The sequence below is a fragment of the Streptomyces sp. NPDC101234 genome, assembly GCF_044767525.1.
Taxonomy (GTDB): Bacteria; Actinomycetota; Actinomycetes; order Streptomycetales; family Streptomycetaceae; genus Streptomyces; species Streptomyces sasae.
The window spans coordinates 1-18,332 of the sequence record NZ_JBIWOA010000005.1 but is presented as its reverse complement, the minus strand read 5'-3'; the positions used below and the strand labels follow the sequence as shown (position 1 = coordinate 18,332).

The 18,332-nt window shown below is 71.0% G+C and carries 16 protein-coding genes, 1 tRNA gene and 1 pseudogene; 10 read left to right on the top strand and 8 right to left on the bottom strand.

Annotated features, from left to right (window positions below; genetic code table 11):
- The first annotated feature begins 54 nt into the window (after positions 1-54).
- A complete protein-coding gene (locus ACIRR9_RS10755) occupies positions 55-1,332 on the top strand; it encodes an MFS transporter (RefSeq protein WP_365345946.1) in 1,278 nt (425 codons plus the stop codon).
- A 20-nt stretch (positions 1,333-1,352) separates the two neighbouring features.
- Here the strand turns inward: ACIRR9_RS10755 and ACIRR9_RS10750 are convergent, their stop codons facing one another.
- Entirely contained in the window at positions 1,353-1,586 is a 234-nt protein-coding gene (locus ACIRR9_RS10750; protein WP_123977704.1) for a hypothetical protein, read from the bottom strand.
- Positions 1,587-1,644: 58 nt separating this feature from the next.
- Here ACIRR9_RS10750 and map point away from each other — a divergent pair, with 58 nt between their 5' ends.
- Both map and ACIRR9_RS10740 read left to right on the top strand, forming a co-directional pair.
- Complete coding sequence (gene map, locus ACIRR9_RS10745) at positions 1,645-2,502, top strand: type I methionyl aminopeptidase (RefSeq protein WP_403749767.1); 858 nt, start codon at positions 1,645-1,647, stop codon at positions 2,500-2,502.
- Positions 2,503-2,637: 135 nt separating this feature from the next.
- Positions 2,638-3,285 carry a heme oxygenase (biliverdin-producing) gene (locus ACIRR9_RS10740; RefSeq protein ID WP_403749765.1) on the top strand — a complete coding sequence of 216 codons (648 nt, stop codon included), beginning with the start codon at positions 2,638-2,640 and terminating at the stop codon, positions 3,283-3,285.
- 13 nt (positions 3,286-3,298) lie between these two features.
- On the opposite strand, the gene ACIRR9_RS10735 is transcribed toward ACIRR9_RS10740, so the two are convergent.
- Complete coding sequence (locus ACIRR9_RS10735) at positions 3,299-4,099, bottom strand: site-2 protease family protein (RefSeq protein ID WP_365345954.1); 801 nt, start codon at positions 4,097-4,099, stop codon at positions 3,299-3,301.
- 421 nt (positions 4,100-4,520) lie between these two features.
- Here ACIRR9_RS10735 and ACIRR9_RS10730 point away from each other — a divergent pair, with 421 nt between their 5' ends.
- Complete coding sequence (locus tag ACIRR9_RS10730) at positions 4,521-7,787, top strand: BTAD domain-containing putative transcriptional regulator (protein ID WP_403749764.1); 3,267 nt, start codon at positions 4,521-4,523, stop codon at positions 7,785-7,787.
- Between the two features lie 16 nt (positions 7,788-7,803).
- Here ACIRR9_RS10730 and ACIRR9_RS10725 read toward each other — a convergent pair whose 3' ends face one another.
- The 3 genes from ACIRR9_RS10725 to panB form a co-directional block, all read right to left on the bottom strand.
- The gene (locus ACIRR9_RS10725) at positions 7,804-8,631 is read right to left on the bottom strand and encodes an ABC transporter permease (RefSeq protein WP_403749762.1); all 828 of its coding nucleotides are present in this window, start codon (positions 8,629-8,631) and stop codon (positions 7,804-7,806) included.
- A complete protein-coding gene (locus ACIRR9_RS10720) occupies positions 8,628-9,635 on the bottom strand; it encodes an ATP-binding cassette domain-containing protein (RefSeq protein ID WP_403749761.1) in 1,008 nt (335 codons plus the stop codon). Before ACIRR9_RS10720 ends, ACIRR9_RS10725 begins: the two co-directional genes overlap by 4 nt.
- A gap of 400 nt (positions 9,636-10,035) precedes the next feature.
- Positions 10,036-10,914 (bottom strand): 3-methyl-2-oxobutanoate hydroxymethyltransferase, encoded by an 879-nt coding sequence (gene panB, locus ACIRR9_RS10715; protein ID WP_403749760.1) that lies wholly within the window; start codon positions 10,912-10,914, stop codon positions 10,036-10,038.
- A 218-nt stretch (positions 10,915-11,132) separates the two neighbouring features.
- Between panB and ACIRR9_RS10710 the strand changes: the two genes are divergently transcribed.
- From ACIRR9_RS10710 to ACIRR9_RS10695, 4 genes are all read left to right on the top strand, one after another.
- Positions 11,133-12,731 carry an MFS transporter gene (locus tag ACIRR9_RS10710; RefSeq protein ID WP_403749757.1) on the top strand — a complete coding sequence of 533 codons (1,599 nt, stop codon included), beginning with the start codon at positions 11,133-11,135 and terminating at the stop codon, positions 12,729-12,731.
- Between the two features lie 98 nt (positions 12,732-12,829).
- Complete coding sequence (locus tag ACIRR9_RS10705; RefSeq protein WP_403749755.1) at positions 12,830-13,459, top strand: TetR/AcrR family transcriptional regulator; 630 nt, start codon at positions 12,830-12,832, stop codon at positions 13,457-13,459.
- Positions 13,460-13,660: 201 nt separating this feature from the next.
- Complete coding sequence (locus ACIRR9_RS10700) at positions 13,661-14,713, top strand: endonuclease/exonuclease/phosphatase family protein (RefSeq protein WP_403749752.1); 1,053 nt, start codon at positions 13,661-13,663, stop codon at positions 14,711-14,713.
- A gap of 148 nt (positions 14,714-14,861) precedes the next feature.
- Positions 14,862-15,977, top strand: a complete 1,116-nt coding sequence (locus ACIRR9_RS10695) for an MFS transporter (RefSeq protein ID WP_403749749.1) — start codon at positions 14,862-14,864, stop codon at positions 15,975-15,977.
- 51 nt (positions 15,978-16,028) lie between these two features.
- Here the strand turns inward: ACIRR9_RS10695 and ACIRR9_RS10690 are convergent, their stop codons facing one another.
- Together ACIRR9_RS10690 and ACIRR9_RS10685 are read right to left on the bottom strand one after the other, a co-directional pair.
- Positions 16,029-16,481 carry a DUF6082 family protein gene (locus ACIRR9_RS10690; RefSeq protein ID WP_403749747.1) on the bottom strand — a complete coding sequence of 151 codons (453 nt, stop codon included), beginning with the start codon at positions 16,479-16,481 and terminating at the stop codon, positions 16,029-16,031.
- Between the two features lie 92 nt (positions 16,482-16,573).
- Positions 16,574-16,915, bottom strand: coding sequence for an ATP-binding protein (locus tag ACIRR9_RS10685; RefSeq protein WP_403749744.1), 342 nt, complete (start codon positions 16,913-16,915; stop codon positions 16,574-16,576).
- On the opposite strand from ACIRR9_RS10685, the pseudogene ACIRR9_RS10680 reads away from it, so the two are divergent.
- Positions 16,914-17,234: pseudogene (locus tag ACIRR9_RS10680) on the top strand (helix-turn-helix domain-containing protein); the annotation flags it as partial. The gene ACIRR9_RS10685 and the pseudogene ACIRR9_RS10680 sit on opposite strands and share 2 nt — an antisense overlap.
- A gap of 43 nt (positions 17,235-17,277) precedes the next feature.
- Here ACIRR9_RS10680 and ACIRR9_RS10675 read toward each other — a convergent pair.
- A tRNA-Gln gene (locus ACIRR9_RS10675) sits at positions 17,278-17,349 on the bottom strand.
- 367 nt (positions 17,350-17,716) lie between these two features.
- On the opposite strand from ACIRR9_RS10675, the gene ACIRR9_RS10670 reads away from it, so the two are divergent.
- Positions 17,717-18,199, top strand: coding sequence for a hypothetical protein (locus ACIRR9_RS10670; RefSeq protein WP_403749742.1), 483 nt, complete (start codon positions 17,717-17,719; stop codon positions 18,197-18,199).
- Positions 18,200-18,332: the final 133 nt, after the last annotated feature.

Below are 18,332 nucleotides of genomic sequence, written 5' to 3'. Positions count from 1 at the left end.
GGGTGGGCGAAAAGGGTTTGCTGGTGCCGAGCGCAGCGTTCAGCATGGGGCGGCGTGAGACGTCTGCTTCCCGACCTCGCCCCCTGGAACGCCTCCGTCGACTTCCGGCGGCTGTGGGTCTCCGGGCTCGTCAGCAACTTCGGGAGTTTCCTGACGTTCGTCGCGCTCCCCGTGCAGATCAAGGACCTCACCGGGTCCGCGGCCGCCGTAGGAGCCGTCGGCGCCGTCGAGTTGCTGCCGCTCATCCTCTTCGGGCTGTACGGCGGCGCCCTCGCCGACGCCCTCGACAAGCGCACGCTGATCGTCCGGACCGAGGCCGGTCAGGGGCTGCTCAGCGCGGGACTGCTGGTCAACGCCCTGCTGCCGCACCCCGCCGTATGGCCGCTGTACGCCGTCGCCGCCCTCTCCGCCGCCCTCGGGTCGGTCCAGCGCCCGGCCCTCGACTCGCTCTGGCCCAGGATCGTCGCCCACGACGACCTCCCGGCCGCGGCGGCCCTCAACTCGTTCCGCTGGACGGTCGGCGGCGTCGCGGGCCCGGCCGTCGCCGGCCTGGTCGTGGCGTACGCGGGACTCGGCTGGGCGTACGGCGCCGATCTCGTGACGTTCCTGGTCTCCGTCGTCCTGATCGTCCCCATCGCCGCGTCCCCGGCGTCTCATGAGGCCGCCAGGCCCTCCCTCCGGTCCATCGCCGAGGGCGCCCGCTACGCCTGGAGCCGCAAGGAACTCCTCGGCACCTACGCCGTCGACCTCGCGGCGATGTTTCTGGCGATGCCGCTCGCCGTACTCCCGTTCCTGGCCGACGAGTTGCACGCGGAGTGGTCGCTGGGGCTGATGTACGCGAGTGTCCCGGCCGGGGCGCTCATCGTGAGCCTCGTCAGCGGCTGGACGTCCCGCGTGCACCGGCACGGGCGGATGGTGGTGCTGGCCGCCGCGCTGTGGGGCCTCGCGATCGCCGCCGCCGGTGCCGTGGCGAACGTATGGCTGGTGCTGCTGTTCCTCGTCGTCGCGGGCGGCTGTGACATGGTCAGCGGGATCTTCCGCGGCGCGATGTGGAACCAGACGATCCCCGACGAGCTGCGCGGCCGCCTCGCCGGGATCGAGCTGCTGTCGTACTCCGTGGGCCCGACCCTCGGCCAGGTCCGGGCCGGTGGGATGGCCGGATGGCTGGGCGTACGGGCGTCCGTGGGTGCGGGCGGCCTGCTGTGCACGGGTGCGGTCGGCCTGCTGGCCCTGTGCCTGCCCGCCCTGATGTCGTACGACGCGCGGACCGACGAACACGCTGTACGGCTGCGGGCCCAGCGGATGGCCGCCGCGGCCCCCACCCAGCCCTGATCAGCCTTGATCGGTCCTGATCAGTCCTCTTCCGAGGAGTCGCCCGCCGGCGCGTCGTGCCACCGTGGATCGTTCTCCCACTGGAGGTTGCGCTCCCGCGCGATCTCCATCGCGTGCTCGGCCTCCGCACGGGTGGCGTAAGGGCCGAACCGGTCCTTGGCGGGGCACTCGGGACCCTCCTCGACCTTCTTGTGCTGCAGGCAGTAGTACCACTCGCCCGCCTTCGCGACGGTCCGCTTCTTGAACAGGGCCATGACCGGCTCCTTTCACCATCCACATGTTCCCCCATGCCCGCTGGTTAGACTCGCTGGCATGTCTGGCCAGTCGCTGCTCGTACCAGGGGAGCTCTCTCCCACCCGTTCGGTACCCGGAAACATCCGCCGCCCCGAGTACGTCGGTAAACCCGCGCCGACCCCGTACACCGGGCCCGAGGTGCAGACCCCGGAGATCATCGAGGCGATGCGGATCGCCGGCCGTATCGCCGCGCAGGCGATGGCCGAGGCCGCGAAGCTCGTCGCGCCGGGTGTGACCACCGATCAGCTCGACAAGGTCGCGCACGACTACATGTGCGACCACGGGGCCTACCCCTCCACGCTCGGCTACCGGGGCTTCCCCAAGTCCCTGTGCACCAGCGTCAACGAGGTGATCTGCCACGGCATTCCGGACACGACGGTGCTCCAGGACGGTGACATCGTCAACCTGGACGTGACCGCGTACATCGGCGGGGTGCACGGCGACAACAACGCGACCTACCTGGTCGGTGACGTGGACGACGAGAGCCGGCTGCTGGTCGAGCGGACCCGGGAGTCCCTCGACCGCGCGATCAAGGCGGTCAAGCCGGGCCGGCAGATCAACATCATCGGCCGGGTCATCGAGTCGTACGCCAAGCGCTTCGGGTACGGGGTGGTGCGTGACTTCACGGGCCACGGGATCAACTCGTCGTTCCACTCCGGGCTGATCATCCCGCACTACGACAGCCCGCACGCGACGACCGTGATGCACCCCGGGATGACCTTCACCATCGAGCCGATGCTGACGCTCGGGACGTACGAGTACGACATGTGGGACGACGGCTGGACCGTCGTCACCAAGGACCGCAAGCGCACCGCGCAGTTCGAGCACACGCTCGTGGTGACCGACATCGGCGCGGACATCCTCACCCTGCCGTAGCGGTCCCGTGACCCCGCCCCTGCCGGGGCGGGGCTTTTCTTGTAGCCTTTTACCGACACAGTGTCGGTAACTTTACCGACGAAGTGTCGGTAAGGGTGTTGACTTAGGTAAGGCTTACCTTAGAGGGTGTTGCCCATGGACTCGTTCTCGACACTCATCCGCACCGCGTCCCACCAGCAGCACATGGAGGCGAAGACCTCGACGTTCATGAGCGACCTGCTCGGCGGCCGGCTGGGGGTGGAGGCGTACACGCGCTACACCGAGCAGCTGTGGTTCGTGTACGACGCCCTGGAGGCCGGCACCATGCGGCTGGCCTCGGATCCGGTGGCGGGGCCCTTCGTGCGGCCCGAGCTGTTCCGGCTGGCGGCGCTGGAGCGGGACCTCGCGCATCTGCGCGGGCCCGGGTGGCGGACGGGGCTCACGGCGCTGCCGGCGACGGAGGCGTACGCGGCGCGGGTGCGGGAGTGTGCGCAGGGGTGGCCCGGCGGCTATGTCGCCCACCACTACACGCGGTACCTCGGCGACCTCTCCGGCGGCCAGATCATCCGCGACCGGGCGGAGCGGACCTGGGGTTTCGAGCGGAAGGGCGACGGCGTCCGCTTCTACGTCTTCGAGGACATCGCCAACCCGGCCGCCTTCAAGCGGGGTTACCGCGAACTCCTCGACGCGGTGGACGCCGACGACCTGGAGAGGCGGCGCGTCGTGGCCGAGTGCAGACGCGCGTTCGCCCTGAACACCGCGGTGTTCAGGGCGCTGGGCGAGGAGTTCCCGCTGTCGGCGTGACAGCGCGTGGGGGTCAGCCGACGGCGGAGCAGTACTCGTTCGTGCCCTGCCAGAAGCGGTAGAGCTCCTGGCCGCAGTACTGCGAGAAGTCGTCGACGCCCAGCCCGCGCAGCAGCGCGTCGATCACGTCGAAGAACACGCTGTTGATCGACGGCACCCACAGCAGCGCGAACACGAACAGCAGGCCGAACGGCGCGAACGGCTCCACCTGCCGCTTGATGTTGTACGACAGCCAGGGCTCGATCACGCCGTAGCCGTCCAGGCCCGGTACCGGGAGGAAGTTCAGGATCGCGGCCGTGACCTGGAGCAGGGCGAGGAAGGCGAGGGCGAACCGGAAGTCGGCGGGGACACCGTCCAGGGCGTGCAGCCAGAAGGGGGCCGTGCAGACGGCGGCGAACAGGACGTTCGTCAGCGGGCCCGCGGCCGAGATGAGGCTGTGCCGCCAGCGGCCGCGGATCCTGCTGCGCTCGATGAAGACCGCACCGCCGGGCAGACCGATCCCGCCCATGATCACGAACAGCACGGGGAGCACGATGCTCAGCAGCGCATGGGTGTACTTCAGCGGGTTCAGGGTCAGATAGCCCTTCGCGCCCACCGTGATGTCACCGCCGTGCAGGGCGGTGCGCGCGTGCGCGTACTCGTGCAGACAGAGGGAGACGATCCAGGCCGCCGTCACGAACAGGAACACGGCGACCCCGGGCTGCTCGGCGAACCCGGACCAGGTGGCCCACCCGGTGACCGCGGTGACGGCCAGGATCCCGACGAAGACGGGACTGATCCGCCGGTCGCTGTGGCGGGTGGTGGTCGCGGTCATGGATGGGACTCCTGGAGGACTGGGGTGGTCGACGCGGGTCCGACCGTACCTGGCACGGCGGAAAAACGCTTCAGGTGCTGGGGAAATACCTCTTGGCTCACGTGAGAACGGATCGCGACCGGCGTTCGGTTCCTGGAAGCCGGGGCCATGCCGCTGCTGAAGGTGTGCTACGAGGACTGCGGATGGAGTGCTGCCGTCACGCTGGAGCCCGCCGGCGGCTGCCCAGGTGGTTCGAGGAGGCGGACCGCGGCACTGTGGACGGCCTGGGGCGGGTCCGCCGCACCCGCGGCGCCCTCGTCACGCTGGACGCCCCGGACACCGTGCACGTCCTGCGGCCCATACGGCAGTGGGGCCCGTGCGGCCGGGGTCCGACACCCCCGCCTTCGAAACCCCGTGACCGCCGCCGACGTCCCCAGGGACAATGGACCCCGTGCGCTACCGGATCCTCGGCACCACCCAGGCACTCCGCCCCGACGGCACGGCCGTCCCCGTGGGCGGGGCGCGGCTGCGTGCCCTGCTGACCGCGCTGGCGCTGCGGCCCGGCCGCGGGGTGCCGGCCGGACACCTCGTCGACGAGGTGTGGGGCGACGAACCGCCCGCCGACGCGAGCGGCGCGCTGCAGGCGCTGGTCGGCCGGCTGCGGCGGGCGCTCGGCGCGGACGCCGTCGGCTCCACCGAGGGCGGCTACCGGCTCACCGCCGCCCTCGACGACGTCGACCTGCACCGCTTCGAGCGGCTCACCGGCGAAGGCCTGCGCGCGCTCGCCGACGGCGACCCCGCCAAGGCGGCCACCGTCCTCGACGACGCCCTCGCCCTCTGGCACGGCCCGGCCCTCGCCGACCTGCCCGACCGTGCCGCCGAGGCGGCCCGCGCCGACGTCCGCCGCCTGGACGCGCTGCGCGGCCGCCACACCGCGGCCCTCGCCCTCGGCCAGGCCGAGCAGTCGCTGCCCGAGCTGACCGCCCTGTGCGACGCCCACCCCCTCGACGAACCCCTCCAGGCCCTGCGGCTGCGCGCCCTGCACAACACCGGCCGCACCGCCGAGGCGCTGGCCGCCCACGACGACGTGCGCCGTCTCCTCGCCGACCGCCTCGGTTCCGACCCCGGACCCGAACTGCGGGCCCTGCACACCGAGTTGCTCGCGCCCGCAGCGGCCGTGGAGAAACCGTCCCGGCCCGGCAACCTGCGCGCCCGGCTCACCTCCTTCGTCGGGCGCGAGGCCGACATCGAGGCCATCCGGGGCGACCTCGCCGCCGCCCGCCTGGTCACGCTGCTCGGGCCCGGCGGCGCGGGCAAGACCCGGCTGTCGCAGGAGGCCGCCGAGACCGTGCGGTACGCCTCCCGGGACGGGGTGTGGCTGGCCGAACTGGCCCCCGTCGACGACCCCGCCGCCGTCCCCGAGGCCGTGCTCAGCGCGCTGGGCGCCCGCGAGACCGTGCTGTACGGCGCCGGCGCCGAGGGCCTGCGGGCCGCCGCCGACCGGCACGACGACCCGGTCGAGCGGCTCGTCGAGCACTGCGCCCGGCGCCGGATGCTGATCATCCTCGACAACTGCGAGCATGTCGTGGACGCGGCCGCCGACCTGACGGCCCGGCTCCTGGAACGCTGCCCGGACCTGACGATCCTGGCCACCAGCCGCGAACCCCTCGGAGTGCCGGGGGAGTTGCTGCGCCCGGTGGAGCCGCTGCCCGAGCCGACGGCGCTCCGGCTGCTCGCCGACCGGGGCGGAGCGGCCCGGCCCGGCTTCACGGTCGACGCCGACGAGGAGACCGCGGCGGCCTGCGCCGAGATCTGCCGCCGCCTGGACGGACTGCCCCTCGCCATCGAACTGGCCGCCGCCCGGCTCCGGATGCTGACCCCCCGCCAGATAGCGGACCGGCTCGACGACCGCTTCCGGCTCCTGACCTCCGGCAGCCGTACGGTCCTGCCGCGCCAGCAGACCCTGCGCGCGGTCGTCGACTGGTCCTGGGACCTCCTGGACGCCGACGAACGGGACGTCCTCGGCCGCCTCTCCGTCTTCGCGGGCGGCTGCGACCTGGCCGCCGCCGAGGCCGTGTGCGGCCCCGCCGCCCTCGACGCGCTCGGCGCCCTGGTCGACAAGTCCCTCGTCGTGGCCGCCCCTTCGGGCGATGAGGGCATGCGCTACCGGCTCCTGGAGACCGTCGCCGAGTACGCCGGGGAACGCCTCGACGAGAGCGGTGAGCGGGCCGCCGCCGAGCGCGCCCATCTGACGTACTACCGCGAACTCGCCCGCACCACCGACCCGTTGCTGCGCGGCCCCGGCCAGCGGGCCGCCGTCGCGCGGCTCCAGCTGGAGTACGAGAACCTGCGCACCGCCCTGCGGCACGCCGTCGCCGTGCGCGACGAGCAGGAGGGGATCTGTCTGGTCCACTCCCTGTTCCGGTACTGGCAGTTGCACGACCAGCGCATCGAGACCCGCACCTGGTGCGCCGACGTCATGGCCCTCGGCCCCGACCCCTTCGCCGCCCCGGTGCGCCGCGCCGAACCGGTGTGGGAGCGCTGCACCGACACCCCGCCGCCGTACACCGGGGAGGCCCTCGTCGAGGCCCGGCGCGGGGTCCATCTGGCCCATCTGGCCTGCATGGACACGGAGCTGGACGCCTGGCAGACGCCGGAGGCCCAGGCCAGGATGCGCGCCGTCACCGAGGTCTACGAGCCGGGTCTGCCGCAGACCTGCCGGACCCCGGGCATGTTCTGGTTCTTCGCCGTGATGCTGACCCGCGGCATGGACCGGCTGCGCGTCATCCTCGACGCCGGCGTCCAGACCTGCCGTGAGACGCCCGGCTACGAGTGGGAACTGGCCGGCGCCCTCGCGATGCGCGCCAACCTGCTCGCCAACCGCGCGGACTGGGCCGCCGACGCCACCCGCGACGCCGACGAGTCACTGGAGCTCTTCGGGCGCCTCGGGGACGACTGGGGCGCCGCCGAGGCCTTCTCGGCGCGGGCCGAGTCCCGGGAGCGCAAGGGCGAGTATCCGGCGGCGGCCGCCGACTACCGGGCGGCCATCGAGCACGCCGACCGGCTCGGCGCCGGCGCCCAGATCGCCGTGCTCAACGCCCGCCTCGGCAGCGTCCTGATCGAGAAGGGCGAGACCGAACGCGGCGAACGGCTGCTGCGCGAGGTGATCAGCTCCAACGACAGCCTGAGCAACGAGGCGATGCCGGCCGCCCGGCTCTTCCTCACCGCCTGGCTCATGCTGACCGACCGCGTCGCCGAGGCCCGTGAGCAACTCCGGCTGCTGCGCGAGGAGTTCAAGATCTCGCACTTCGTCGTCTTCGATGCGCTGATCCTCACCCAGGAGGCCTGGGTGGACGCCCTCGAAGATCTCCCCGAGGACGCCCTGGCCAAGCTCAGGCAGGCCCTGCGGCTCGCCGCCGACCCGCTGACCGAGGCCATCACCCCGCATCTGCCCTCCGCCTGCCTGACCGTCGCCGCGGTCGCCCTGGCGGGCGCCGACGGCGGCGCCCGCGCCCGGGACGCCGCCCGCTGCCTGGGCGCCGCCGACGCCCTGCTGCCGGTCGGCCACATCTCCGTCGGCATGGAGCGCACCACCCGTGAACGGGCGGAGAACCGGGTCCGGGCCGCACTCCGCGACGACCGGGCCTATGCGTCCGGGTACGCCGAGGGCGGTGGCCTCTCCCTCACGGAGGCCACCGCCCTGATCTGACCTGTGCCGGTGAACGTCAGCTCTTCGTACGGAACTTGTGGATCGCGTACGGCGCCGCGACCGCCGTGATCGCCACCGACCAGCCCAGCGTCACCCACAGGTCGTGCGTGACCGGGCCGCCCACCATCAGTCCGCGCGCCGCGTCGGCGAGCGTGGACAGCGGGTTGTAGTCCGTGAAGGACTGCAGCCAGCCCGGCATCGAGTTCGTCGGGGCGAAGATCGACGAGCCGAACTGCAGCGGGAACAGCACCAGGAACCCCATGGCCTGTACGGACTGCGCGTTCTTCAGGACCACGCCCAGGGTGAGGAACACCCACATGATCGACGAGGCGAACACCGCGGACAGGCCCACGGCGGCGAACAGCCCGCCCCAGTGGTTGATGTGGAACCCGACGAGCACGGCGACGATCATGAGCACGGCGGTCGCGAACAGCATCCGCACCAGCTCCACCGAGATCTTCGCGAACAGCACCGAGCCGCGCCCGATCGGCAGCGACCGGAAACGGTCCATGACACCGGAGTTGAAGTCCTGGCTGAACCCGGTGCCGACGCCCTGCGAGAGCGTCATGCTCATCATCGCGATCATGCCCGGGATGACGTACTGGACGTACCCGTCCTGACCGCCGCCGAGCGCCTGGCCGATCGAGCCGCCGAAGACGTAGACGAACAGCAGCGTGAACACGACCGGCATCAGCAGCGCGTCGAACATCGACTCCGGGTCCTGCCGGATCCACAGCAGGTTGCGGCGGACGAGCGCGCCGGTGTGGCGCAGATGGGCGCGCAGCGAGATCGGCGCGTCGGACACGGGGGCGGTGGCGGCCACGGGGACGGTGGTGGCGCTCATACGGCGACCTCCTGACGGTCGTCGGCGGGCGTGGCGTCCTGCGGGGCACTGGCGCGATGGCCGGTGAGGGACAGGAACACCTCGTCCAGGCTGGGCAGTTCGGTGGTGATGGAGCTGATGGTGATACCGCGTGCGGTGACGGCGCCGACCACGGCGGTCAGCTGCTCGTCGCTGAGGATCGGCACCAGCAGGGTGCCGTTCTCCGGGTCCACGGTCGTCGAGGCGAGCCCGGTGATGCCCAGCTCGTCGATCATCTCGGCGAGCGGCCGCACCTGCAGCGGATCGACCGGCCGCACCCGCAGCGTCCGTCCGCCGACCTTCGCCTTCAGCTCCTCCACCCGGCCGTTCGCGATGACCTTCCCGCGGTCCACGACGGTCAGCTCGGAGGCGAGCTGCTCGGCCTCCTCCATGTACTGGGTGGTCAGCAGCACGGTCACCCCGTCGCCGACCATCGCCTTGACCTCGGCCCACACCTCGTTCCGGGTACGCGGGTCGAGACCGGTGGTCGGCTCGTCCAGGTACAGCACCTGGGGGTGTCCGATCATCGAGGCGGCGAGGTCGAGCCGGCGGCGCATACCGCCGGAGTAGGTGCTCGCCGGCCGCTTGGCGGCCTCGGTCAGCGAGAACCGCTCCAGCAGCTCGTCGGCGCGGGCCCGCGCGTCCTTGCGCGGCAGGTCGAGGAGCCGCCCGATCATGTACAGGTTCTCCCAGCCCGGCAGCTTCTCGTCGACCGAGGCGTACTGCCCGGTCAGTCCGATCACCCGGCGCAGCTGGCGGGGCTGGCGCAGCACGTCGTACCCGGCGACGGTGGCTGCGCCCGCGTCCGGCTTCAGCAGCGTGGACAGGATCCGCACCAGGGTCGTCTTGCCGGCCCCGTTCGGTCCGAGCACCCCCATCACGGTGCCCTCACGGACGTCCAGATCAACTCCGTCGAGTGCCTTGGTGTCGCCGTAGTGCTTCACCAGCCCCCGTACGGACACGGCGTTGTTGTCGATTCGCGTCATGGGAAGAACCGTGCCAGCCCCCACCGACAAACCACCGACAGCCCGCCTACACGGTCCGACAGACCACCGACACGGGTACCGCGCAGGGCGTGACCACCCACACGGCCCGGGTCATCAGCCCCGGCAACTCCCCGATGACCACCGCAACCATCGATTGAGCAACCACGACGGCGAGCACCCGGTCCGCGAGAGCGGCGCCGGTTCAGGCGCAAAGCACGGACAGCCCGCCGACGGGGGAAGATCGGCGGGCTGTCCTCGGTGTTTCCGCAGTGGCTCTCGGTAGCGCCCCGCAGGGGCGCTGGGGGTACCCCCGGCCGAAGGCTGGGGGAGGAACTGCGCGACCAGCCACGACGGTGCCGCAGACGATCTACGGCCCGGCGCGGCACTTCCGGCGGAGCGCTCAGTGGACGGAGTGCTCCTCCAGCGGGAAGGTTCCGCCGACGACGTCCTCGGCGTAGGCGCGGGCCGCGTCGCCCATCACCTCGCGCAGGTCCGCGTACTTCTTCACGAACTTCGGCACCCGGCCCGAGGTCAGGCCCAGCATGTCCGTCCAGACCAGGACCTGCGCGTCGGTCTCGGGGCCCGCGCCGATGCCGACCGTCGGGATGTGCAGCATCCGGGTCACCTCGGCCGCCAGCTCCGCCGGAACCAGCTCCAGAACGACCGCGAACGCGCCCGCGTCCTGGACCGACTTCGCGTCCCGCAGCAGCTGCTGGGCCGCCTCCTCGCCGCGGCCCTGCACCCGGTAGCCCATCGCGTTGACGGACTGCGGGGTCAGGCCGATGTGCGCCATCACCGGGATACCCGACTCGACGAGCAGCCGGATCTGTTCGTAAGACCGCTCGCCGCCCTCCAGCTTGACCGCGCCGACGCCGGCCTCCTTCACCAGCCGGGTCGCCGAGCGCAGCGCCTGCACCGGGCCCTCCTGGTAGGAGCCGAAGGGGAGGTCGCCGACGATGAGGGCGCGCTGGGTGCCGCGGACCACGGCCGCCGACAGCATCGTCATCTCGTCCAGGGTGACGGGCACCGTCGACTCGTACCCGAGGTGGCAGTTGCCCGCCGAGTCGCCGACCAGGAGCACCGGGATCCCGGACTCGTCGAAGACGGAGGCGGTCATCGCGTCGTACGCGGTGAGCATGGGCCACTTCTCGCCGCGTTCCTTGGCGAGGGCGATGTCGCGGACCGTGATGCGGCGGGTGCCCTTACCCCCGTACAGCGTCTTGCTGCTGCCGTCGGAGGGGCTGTTCTGCACAGTCTGGGCAGCCGAAAGCTGCGTCATGACAACGGCTCCTAACAAGTCATCTCGAGGCACCCTCACGGTGTCCCCGGACCGGTTCCATGGTGGCACTTCGTGCCGCCCTCGGCCAGGGGACCGCCGTGTGATCCATCGAGCACCGCCGCCCCCGCTCCATGGGCGCCGCCCTCACTCCGTAAGCTCTGGGTAAAGGAATTCAGATACGAGACGGTGCCGTATTGAAATGGGCCTAGGCTCGCACCATGACAACTCCTGCCGACCACGCTCCACCCGGCCCGCGAATACCCGAGGAGGTCCACCGGCGCCGCTGGGCGATCCTCGGCGTGCTGATGCTCAGCCTGCTGATCGTGGTGCTCGACAACTCGATCCTGAACGTCGCGATCAAGACCATCTCCACCCCGGCCCCGACCGGTCTGGGCGCCACCCAGAGCCAGTTGGAGTGGGCGATCAACGCCTACACCCTGGTCTTCGCGGGCCTGCTGTTCACCTCCGGTCTCGTCGGCGACCGGCTCGGCCGCAAGAAGGTGCTGATCGGCGGCATCGCCGTGTTCGGCGTCGGCTCCGCCCTGGCCGCGGAGTCCGGTTCCGCGGACCAGCTGATCGCCTACCGCGCCCTGATGGCCCTCGGCGCCGCCTTCGTGATGCCCGCCACCCTCGCCGTCCTGATGAACGTCTTCGAGCGTCAGGAACAGCCCAAGGCCATCGGCATCTGGGCCGGCGGCGTCGGTCTCGCCATCGCCATCGGCCCGATCACCGGCGGTGTGCTGCTCGACCACTTCTGGTGGGGCTCGGTCTTCCTCATCAACGTACCGATCGTGATCGTCGCGCTCGTGCTGATGCTGTGGCTGGTGCCCGACTCGCGCGACCCGCGGCCCGGCCGCCTCGACCCCGTCGGCGTGGTCCTGTCCGTCGTCGGTCTCGTCCTGCTCGTCTACGGCATCATCAAGGGCGGCGAGGTCGCCGACTTCACCGACGGCAAGGTGCTCGCCACCATCGCCGCCGGACTCGCGGTGCTCACCGCCTTCGTGATCTTCGAGAAGCGCAGCGACCACCCGTCCCTGGACGTCGGCTACTTCAAGAACAAGGTCTTCTCGGCCGCCATGGCCGCCATCGCGCTGGTCTTTTTCGCGCTGATGGGCGTGACCTTCTTCTCCGTCTTCTACACCCAGAGCGTGCGCGGCTACTCGCCGCTGCAGTCCGGTCTGCTGCTGCTCCCGCTGGCCGCCGCGCAGATGATCTTCGCACCGCGGGCCCGGCTGGTCGTGGACCGGTTCGGCAACAAGGCCACGACCGCGGGCGGCCTGGTGCTGATCGCCGTCACCCTGGGCGCCTTCGCCACCTTCGAGGCCGACACGCCGATCTGGATCCTGGAGGTCGTCTTCTTCCTGATGGGCTTCGGCATGGCGCACATCATGACGCCGACCTCGGTCGTCATCATGCAGGCCCTGCCGCGCGAGAAGGCCGGTTCCGCCTCCGCGCTCAGCAACACCTTCCGCCAGGTCGGCGGCGCCCTCGGCATCGCCGTCCTCGGCTCGGTGCTCTCCACGTCCTACCGCAACGGCATCGAGGGCAAGCTCGGCGCGCTGCCGCCCGGGCTGCGCGAGACCGCCGGCGAGTCGATCGAGGCCACGCTGGGCGTCGCCGGGAAGCTCGGCGCGCAGGGCAAGGCCCTGGTCACCCCCGCCAACGACGCCTTCCTGCACGCCATGCACATCACCGCCCTGTGCGGTTCGGCCGTGGCGGTGCTCGGCGCCGTGGTCGTGGCCCTCTGGCTGCCGGGCAAGCCGCCGGCCGGCCAGCAGGGCGAGCGGGAACAGGAGTTGGTCGTAGCGGCGGAGTGAACGACCGGCCGGACGACCGGCCGGATGACCGGGTGGCCACTACGGGGGAGGCGGCGGCTGCGGGAGAATTCCCGCAGCCAGTGAGAGGACGGTACGACGTGACGCTTGCCGACAGCCGACCGCGGACCCAGGGCCCCGCCCGGGGCCGCCCCCGCAGCGAGGCGGTGGAACACGCCATCCTGGAAGGGGTGATGAAGCTCCTGGAGGACGGCGTTCCGCTCGCCGAACTGTCCATCGAGCGCATCGCCCGGACCGCCGGCGTCGGCAAGGCCACCATCTACCGCCGCTGGAACGGCAAGGAGGAGCTCTTCGTCGACGTCATGCGCGCCGCCGAGCCCCCCGACCCCGAACTCCCCGGCACCTCCATGCGGGACGACCTCGTCGTCCTGCTGGAGTCGCTGCGCCGGCGCGGGCTGGTGAACCGTTCGTCGGCGATCCTGCACAACGTCTACGCCCAGATGAAGAGCAGTCCCCGGATCTGGAAGGCCTACCACATCAGCGTGGTGAACCCCCGGCGCGAACTCGGCAAGGAGGTGCTGCGCCGCGGTCAGCGGAACGGCGAACTCCACGCCGACATCGACCTGGACCTGGCCAACGACCTGTTCACCGGCCCCATGCTGCTGCGGGCCATGATGCGCCCGGACGACGAACTCCCCGAGGGCCTGGCCGAACAGATCGTCGATTCCGTGCTGGCCGGGCTACGGCCCGTCAGCTCGCCGCAGCCGTAAGCCGGAGTGTGCGCGTTTCGTCACAGTCCCCGCCGGCGCGGCGGTAACCGGAACCCCCGCTGTCGGCTCGTTCGTCCTCGTCTTCCGTACGGACGTCGTACGGCGGTGGCCGCCATGTGACGTCGGGATCGGAACCGATCATCCCCTAGGGTCGTATCCCGGGGGACGACGGTGTGCACGGCGGGTTGTGAGGCAGGCGGTATGGCGCAGCAGGCGTACATGACGGAGACGGACAACGGCGGCTCGGGACCCGAGCGTCCGGGGGACCGGTTCCGGCGCCTGAAGAACCGCCTGTTGTCCGGCTGGCGCGACGATCCGCGCATCTGGCGCCGGGGTGTGGTCGTCGCCGCCGTGGCGCTGCTCCTCGCCGGGGTGATGCTGCTGCACTCCCGTATCCCCAACACCATCGGCAACCTCGGCAGTCTCACCGAGACGTTCCTGCCCTGGCTGGGCCTGCTGATCCCGGTGCTGTTGCTGCTCGGCGTCCTGCGCAAGTCCGCGACCGCGCTGATCGCCGTCCTGCTCCCGGCGATCGTCTGGCTGAACCTGTTCGGCGGACTGCTCACCGACAAGTCGGGCACCGGCGGCGACTTCACGGTGGCCACGCACAACGTCAACGCCGAGAACCCCGACCCGACCGGTACCGCCGCGAAGCTCGCCGCGTCCGGCGCCGATGTGCTGGCCCTGGAGGAGCTGACGGCGACGGCCGTACCGACGTACGAGAAAGCGCTGGCGTCGACGTACAGGTACCACGCGGTCGAGGGCACCGTCGGACTGTGGAGCAAGTACCGCCTCACCGGTGTGAAGGCCGTCGACATCAAGCTGGGCTGGACGCGCGCGATGCGGGCCACGGTCGCCACGCCCGACGGTCCGCTCGCCGTCTACGTCGCCCATCTCCCCTCTGTCCGGGTGAAGCTGAACGCCGGGTTCACCGCCCGGCAGCGCGACACGAGCGCGGACGCGCTCGGCGAGGCCATCGTCGACGAGCAGCTGCCCCGCGTGATCCTCCTCGGCGACCTCAACGGCACGATGAACGACCGCTCCCTCAACGGCGTCACCTCGCAGATGCGCTCCACACAGGGTGCGGCGGGCAGCGGCTTCGGGTTCAGCTGGCCGGCCTCGTTCCCGATGGCCAGGATCGACCAGATCATGGTCAAGGGCGTGGAACCGGAGAGCTCCTGGACCCTGCCGAGGACCGGGAGCGACCACCTTCCGATCGCCGCCCGTGTGAACCTGACCACATCGGGTTCGTAAAAAGCGCTGGTCAGCGCAGTATTGTTGCCTTTGTCAGGACAATCGGACACCGGGCCGTAACCTGTCGGAATACTTGGGCTGGGACACTTTGTTCCGTAGCTGAACTTAGAAAGCACGGAACCCTGCTCCCCGAAAGGCAAAGCCCTTCATGCCTCTGGCCCTGCTCGCACTGGCCGTCGGCGCTTTTGGTCTCGGCACCACCGAATTCGTGATGATGGGGCTGCTGCCCGACGTCGCCGACGACCTGCACATCTCGATCCCCACCGCCGGGCACCTCGTCTCGGCGTACGCGCTGGGCGTCGTCATCGGCGCCCCGCTGCTGGCCGCGCTCACCGCGCGCATGCCCCGCCGCACCGTCCTCATCTCCCTGATGGCCCTGTTCGTCGCGGGCAACGCGCTCTCGGCCCTGGCCCCCGGCTACGACTGGCTGCTCGCCGCCCGCTTCCTGAGCGGCCTGCCGCACGGCGCCTTCTTCGGCGTCGGCGCGGTCGTCGCCACCGGCCTGGTGGCGCCGGAGCGCAAGGCCCGCTCGGTCTCCCTGATGTTCATGGGCCTGACGATCGCCAACATCGCGGGCGTCCCGGTCGCCACCCTCATGGGCCAGCACCTCGGCTGGCGGGCGACCTTCCTGGGCGTGAGCCTGATCGGCGTGGCCGCGATGGCCGCGGTGCACTTCCTGATCCATCCCGCCCACACCCCGGCCCCCACGACCGGGCTGCGCGGCGAACTCTCCGCCCTCCGCTCCCTCCCGGTCTGGCTGGCCCTCGCCACCACGGTGGTCGGCTTCGGCGCCCTCTTCTCCGCGTACAGCTACATCACACCGATGCTGACGGAGTCGGCCGGCTACGGAGAGGGCACCGTGACGCTCCTCCTCGCCCTGTTCGGCGTCGGCGCCACGATCGGCAACCTCGTCGGCGGCCGCCTCGCCGACCACGCGATGCGCGGCACGCTCTTCGGCGGCCTGGCGTCCATGGTGGCGGTGCTGCTCCTCTTCCCGGTCCTGATGCGCGCGGAGTGGAGCGCGGCCCTCGCGGTCGTCCTCAACCTCGCGAACGCGGGCGGCGCCTGGATCGGCGGCGTGGCACTGGCGGCGGGCTTCGGCGTGACATCCCCCGCGGTGGCGGGCGCGGCCCTGGCGGTCCTCGGCCTGGGCGTCGCGAGCGTGGCGTACGCGGTGGACCGGCGACAGACGGTCCCGCCCGCGGCCCACGTACGCGTGGTCGCCTCGCACGTCCCGGAGACGGCGGAGCCGGTTCGCTCCTGACGCACGAAGGGCCGGACGCGCCTACGGCGTCCGGCTCTCAGGATCCTGGTCTCAGTGTGCGTCGGCGGGCCGCAGCGTCTGCCGGGTGTCGTCGAACGTCTTGGTGAAGGTCCGCAGCTTGTCGTCGTCGCCGGCCAGGCCGGCCCGGTCGGTGCGGGTCCGGTCCCAGTACCGACGACCCTCCTCGTCGGCCAGAAGAGCCGAGGCGTGCGCGCGGAGCCGGTGCTGGGACAGGGCGCCGATGCGCCACTGCAGTTCCCAGGCGGTCATCTGCGCTTCGAAGAACAGGTGCCGACGGGCCTCTCCGGGCTCCGCGCCGGTGAACTGCGGCCCGGCCGCGGCCCGTGCCAGCTCCGGTTCGGCCGCAGCAGCCTTGAGCAGTTCCACCTGCGTCCGCAACACGGTGGCCCGCAGCGTCTCCCGGTGCTGCTCACGGCGCTGCACCACCTGCATCAGCAAGACGGCCACCCCGGCGGCCAACAGCAGAGCGAACAGGATCGGCACAGTAACTCCCCCCGAAGTGACGACAGTTGGGGCTGATACTCTGTCGCGCCCACACCGACGGCAAGAACGGCCCGGCTTCCTTCCCCGAACCCTCACAACCCCATGAGCGGCGCGGTCAGTGTTGTCCGCGGCGGGGATTCTTCGCGAAGGGCCGGATGGCCGATCTCGCACCAGACCGTCTTGCGGTCCGGGCCCAGGTCCACACCCCATCGATCGGTCAGCGCGTCGAGGACGGCCAGGCCTCGGCCCGACTCCTCCGTCTCCGTGGCGGAGCGCAGGGTGGGCAGCGCCCGTGGATCGGAGTCGGTCACCTCGATCCGGGTACGGTCGTGCGCCTGCCCGCCGATCACGCGGACGGTCACCGGTGTTCCCTCGCCCACGTGGTCGATGACGTTCGTCAGCGACTCCGTTGCGCACAGCCGGACATCGAACATGTGGTCACGGAGGTGGCGGCAGCGGGAGGTGGCGGGGCTGTCCCTGGAGAAGCTGGTCGAGGGCAGCTTCTACGGCAAGTCCCACCTCGGTGACATCGAACGCGGCGAGCGGCGGATGCCGTTGGAGCTGGCCCGGCATGTGGATCGGGTACTGGGGACGGACGGGTACTTCGAGCGGTGTTGCGAGGACGTGCGGAGGGCCAGGCGGGGGCCGCATGCCGCGTACTTCGAGAAGGTCCTGGAAGCGGAGAGACACGCCGAGTCCATCGAGGAGTGGTGCCCGAGCAGCTTCCCGGGACTGCTCCAGACCGCTCCGTACCGCCTGGGTCCCTTTCGTCGCCTTCCTCAAGGTCCCGCGCTTGCTGGGATACCAGGACTCGAACCTGAACTGACGGAACCAGAAACCGTCGGGCTGCCAATTACCCCATATCCCATTTGCCCCGGTGGCCGCGGGAGCTCGGCCGGCCGGGCGTTGCCCAGTCTATGCACGCTCTCCGTGATGCCTGGTGATGCGCACCCGGAGTGTCGATCAGGGTTCCGGAGGCCTGGCGGCGAAGAGTGACCGGTGGGCGATCCATGCCACTGTTCCTCCCGCGGTCGTCCGCCGCCTCCGGTTCATCCTGCCGCATCCTCGGGTGCTTCGCCGGTCGCCGGAGCCGATCGGGGGATTCCTCGCCCCGGGCGGCTTGCCCGATTGCGGGGTGTTTCAGGTGCTGCCTAGCTTCAATGTGTCGGATTTATTCCGAAAAGGTCAACAACATCCTCTATGTTGACCTTCCCGTAACATTGAACGGAGCGTTCATGTCGGTGATGACCGGTACCCCGCCCCTGCAGCAGTTCGGCCAGCAGATCTCCGGGCCGCAGCAGCAGCTCGCGCAGGTCGTCCAGCAGTCCATCCAGCAGGCCTGCCAGCAGGCGGGCCAGCAGATCGCGCAGCGCATGCAGCAGACGCTGCAGCAGATCCAGCAGGTCCAGCAGCAGCTGCAGCAGCAGGGCATTGCCCACCACGCCCACCCGTACCTGGCCGTCGCGCTGCACCACAGCCTGGTGCAGGGCGTGCGCAGCGCCGTGGAGCAGTCCGTGCAGCAGGCGCTGCCGACCGCGATCCTGACGCTGGTGCAGCAGAGCCAGCAGGGCCAGCAGAGCCAGCAGGGCCAGCAGCAGTGGGGCGGTGGCTTCGGCCAGCAGCCGTACGGCCAGCAGTACCCGCAGCAGTACCCGCAGCAGTACCAGCAGCCCGGCTTCGGCTTCGGCCAGATGGGTCAGCCCTTCGGCATCGGCTGACATAGGGCAGTGAGCTGTGGGGGGGGGGGGGGGGCCGGGGGCGGGGCCCCCCCCCCCCCCCCCCCCCCCGGGGGGCCCCCGCCAAACGGGAAACAACCCCAAAAAACCCAATGGGACGGGGGGGGGGGGGGTG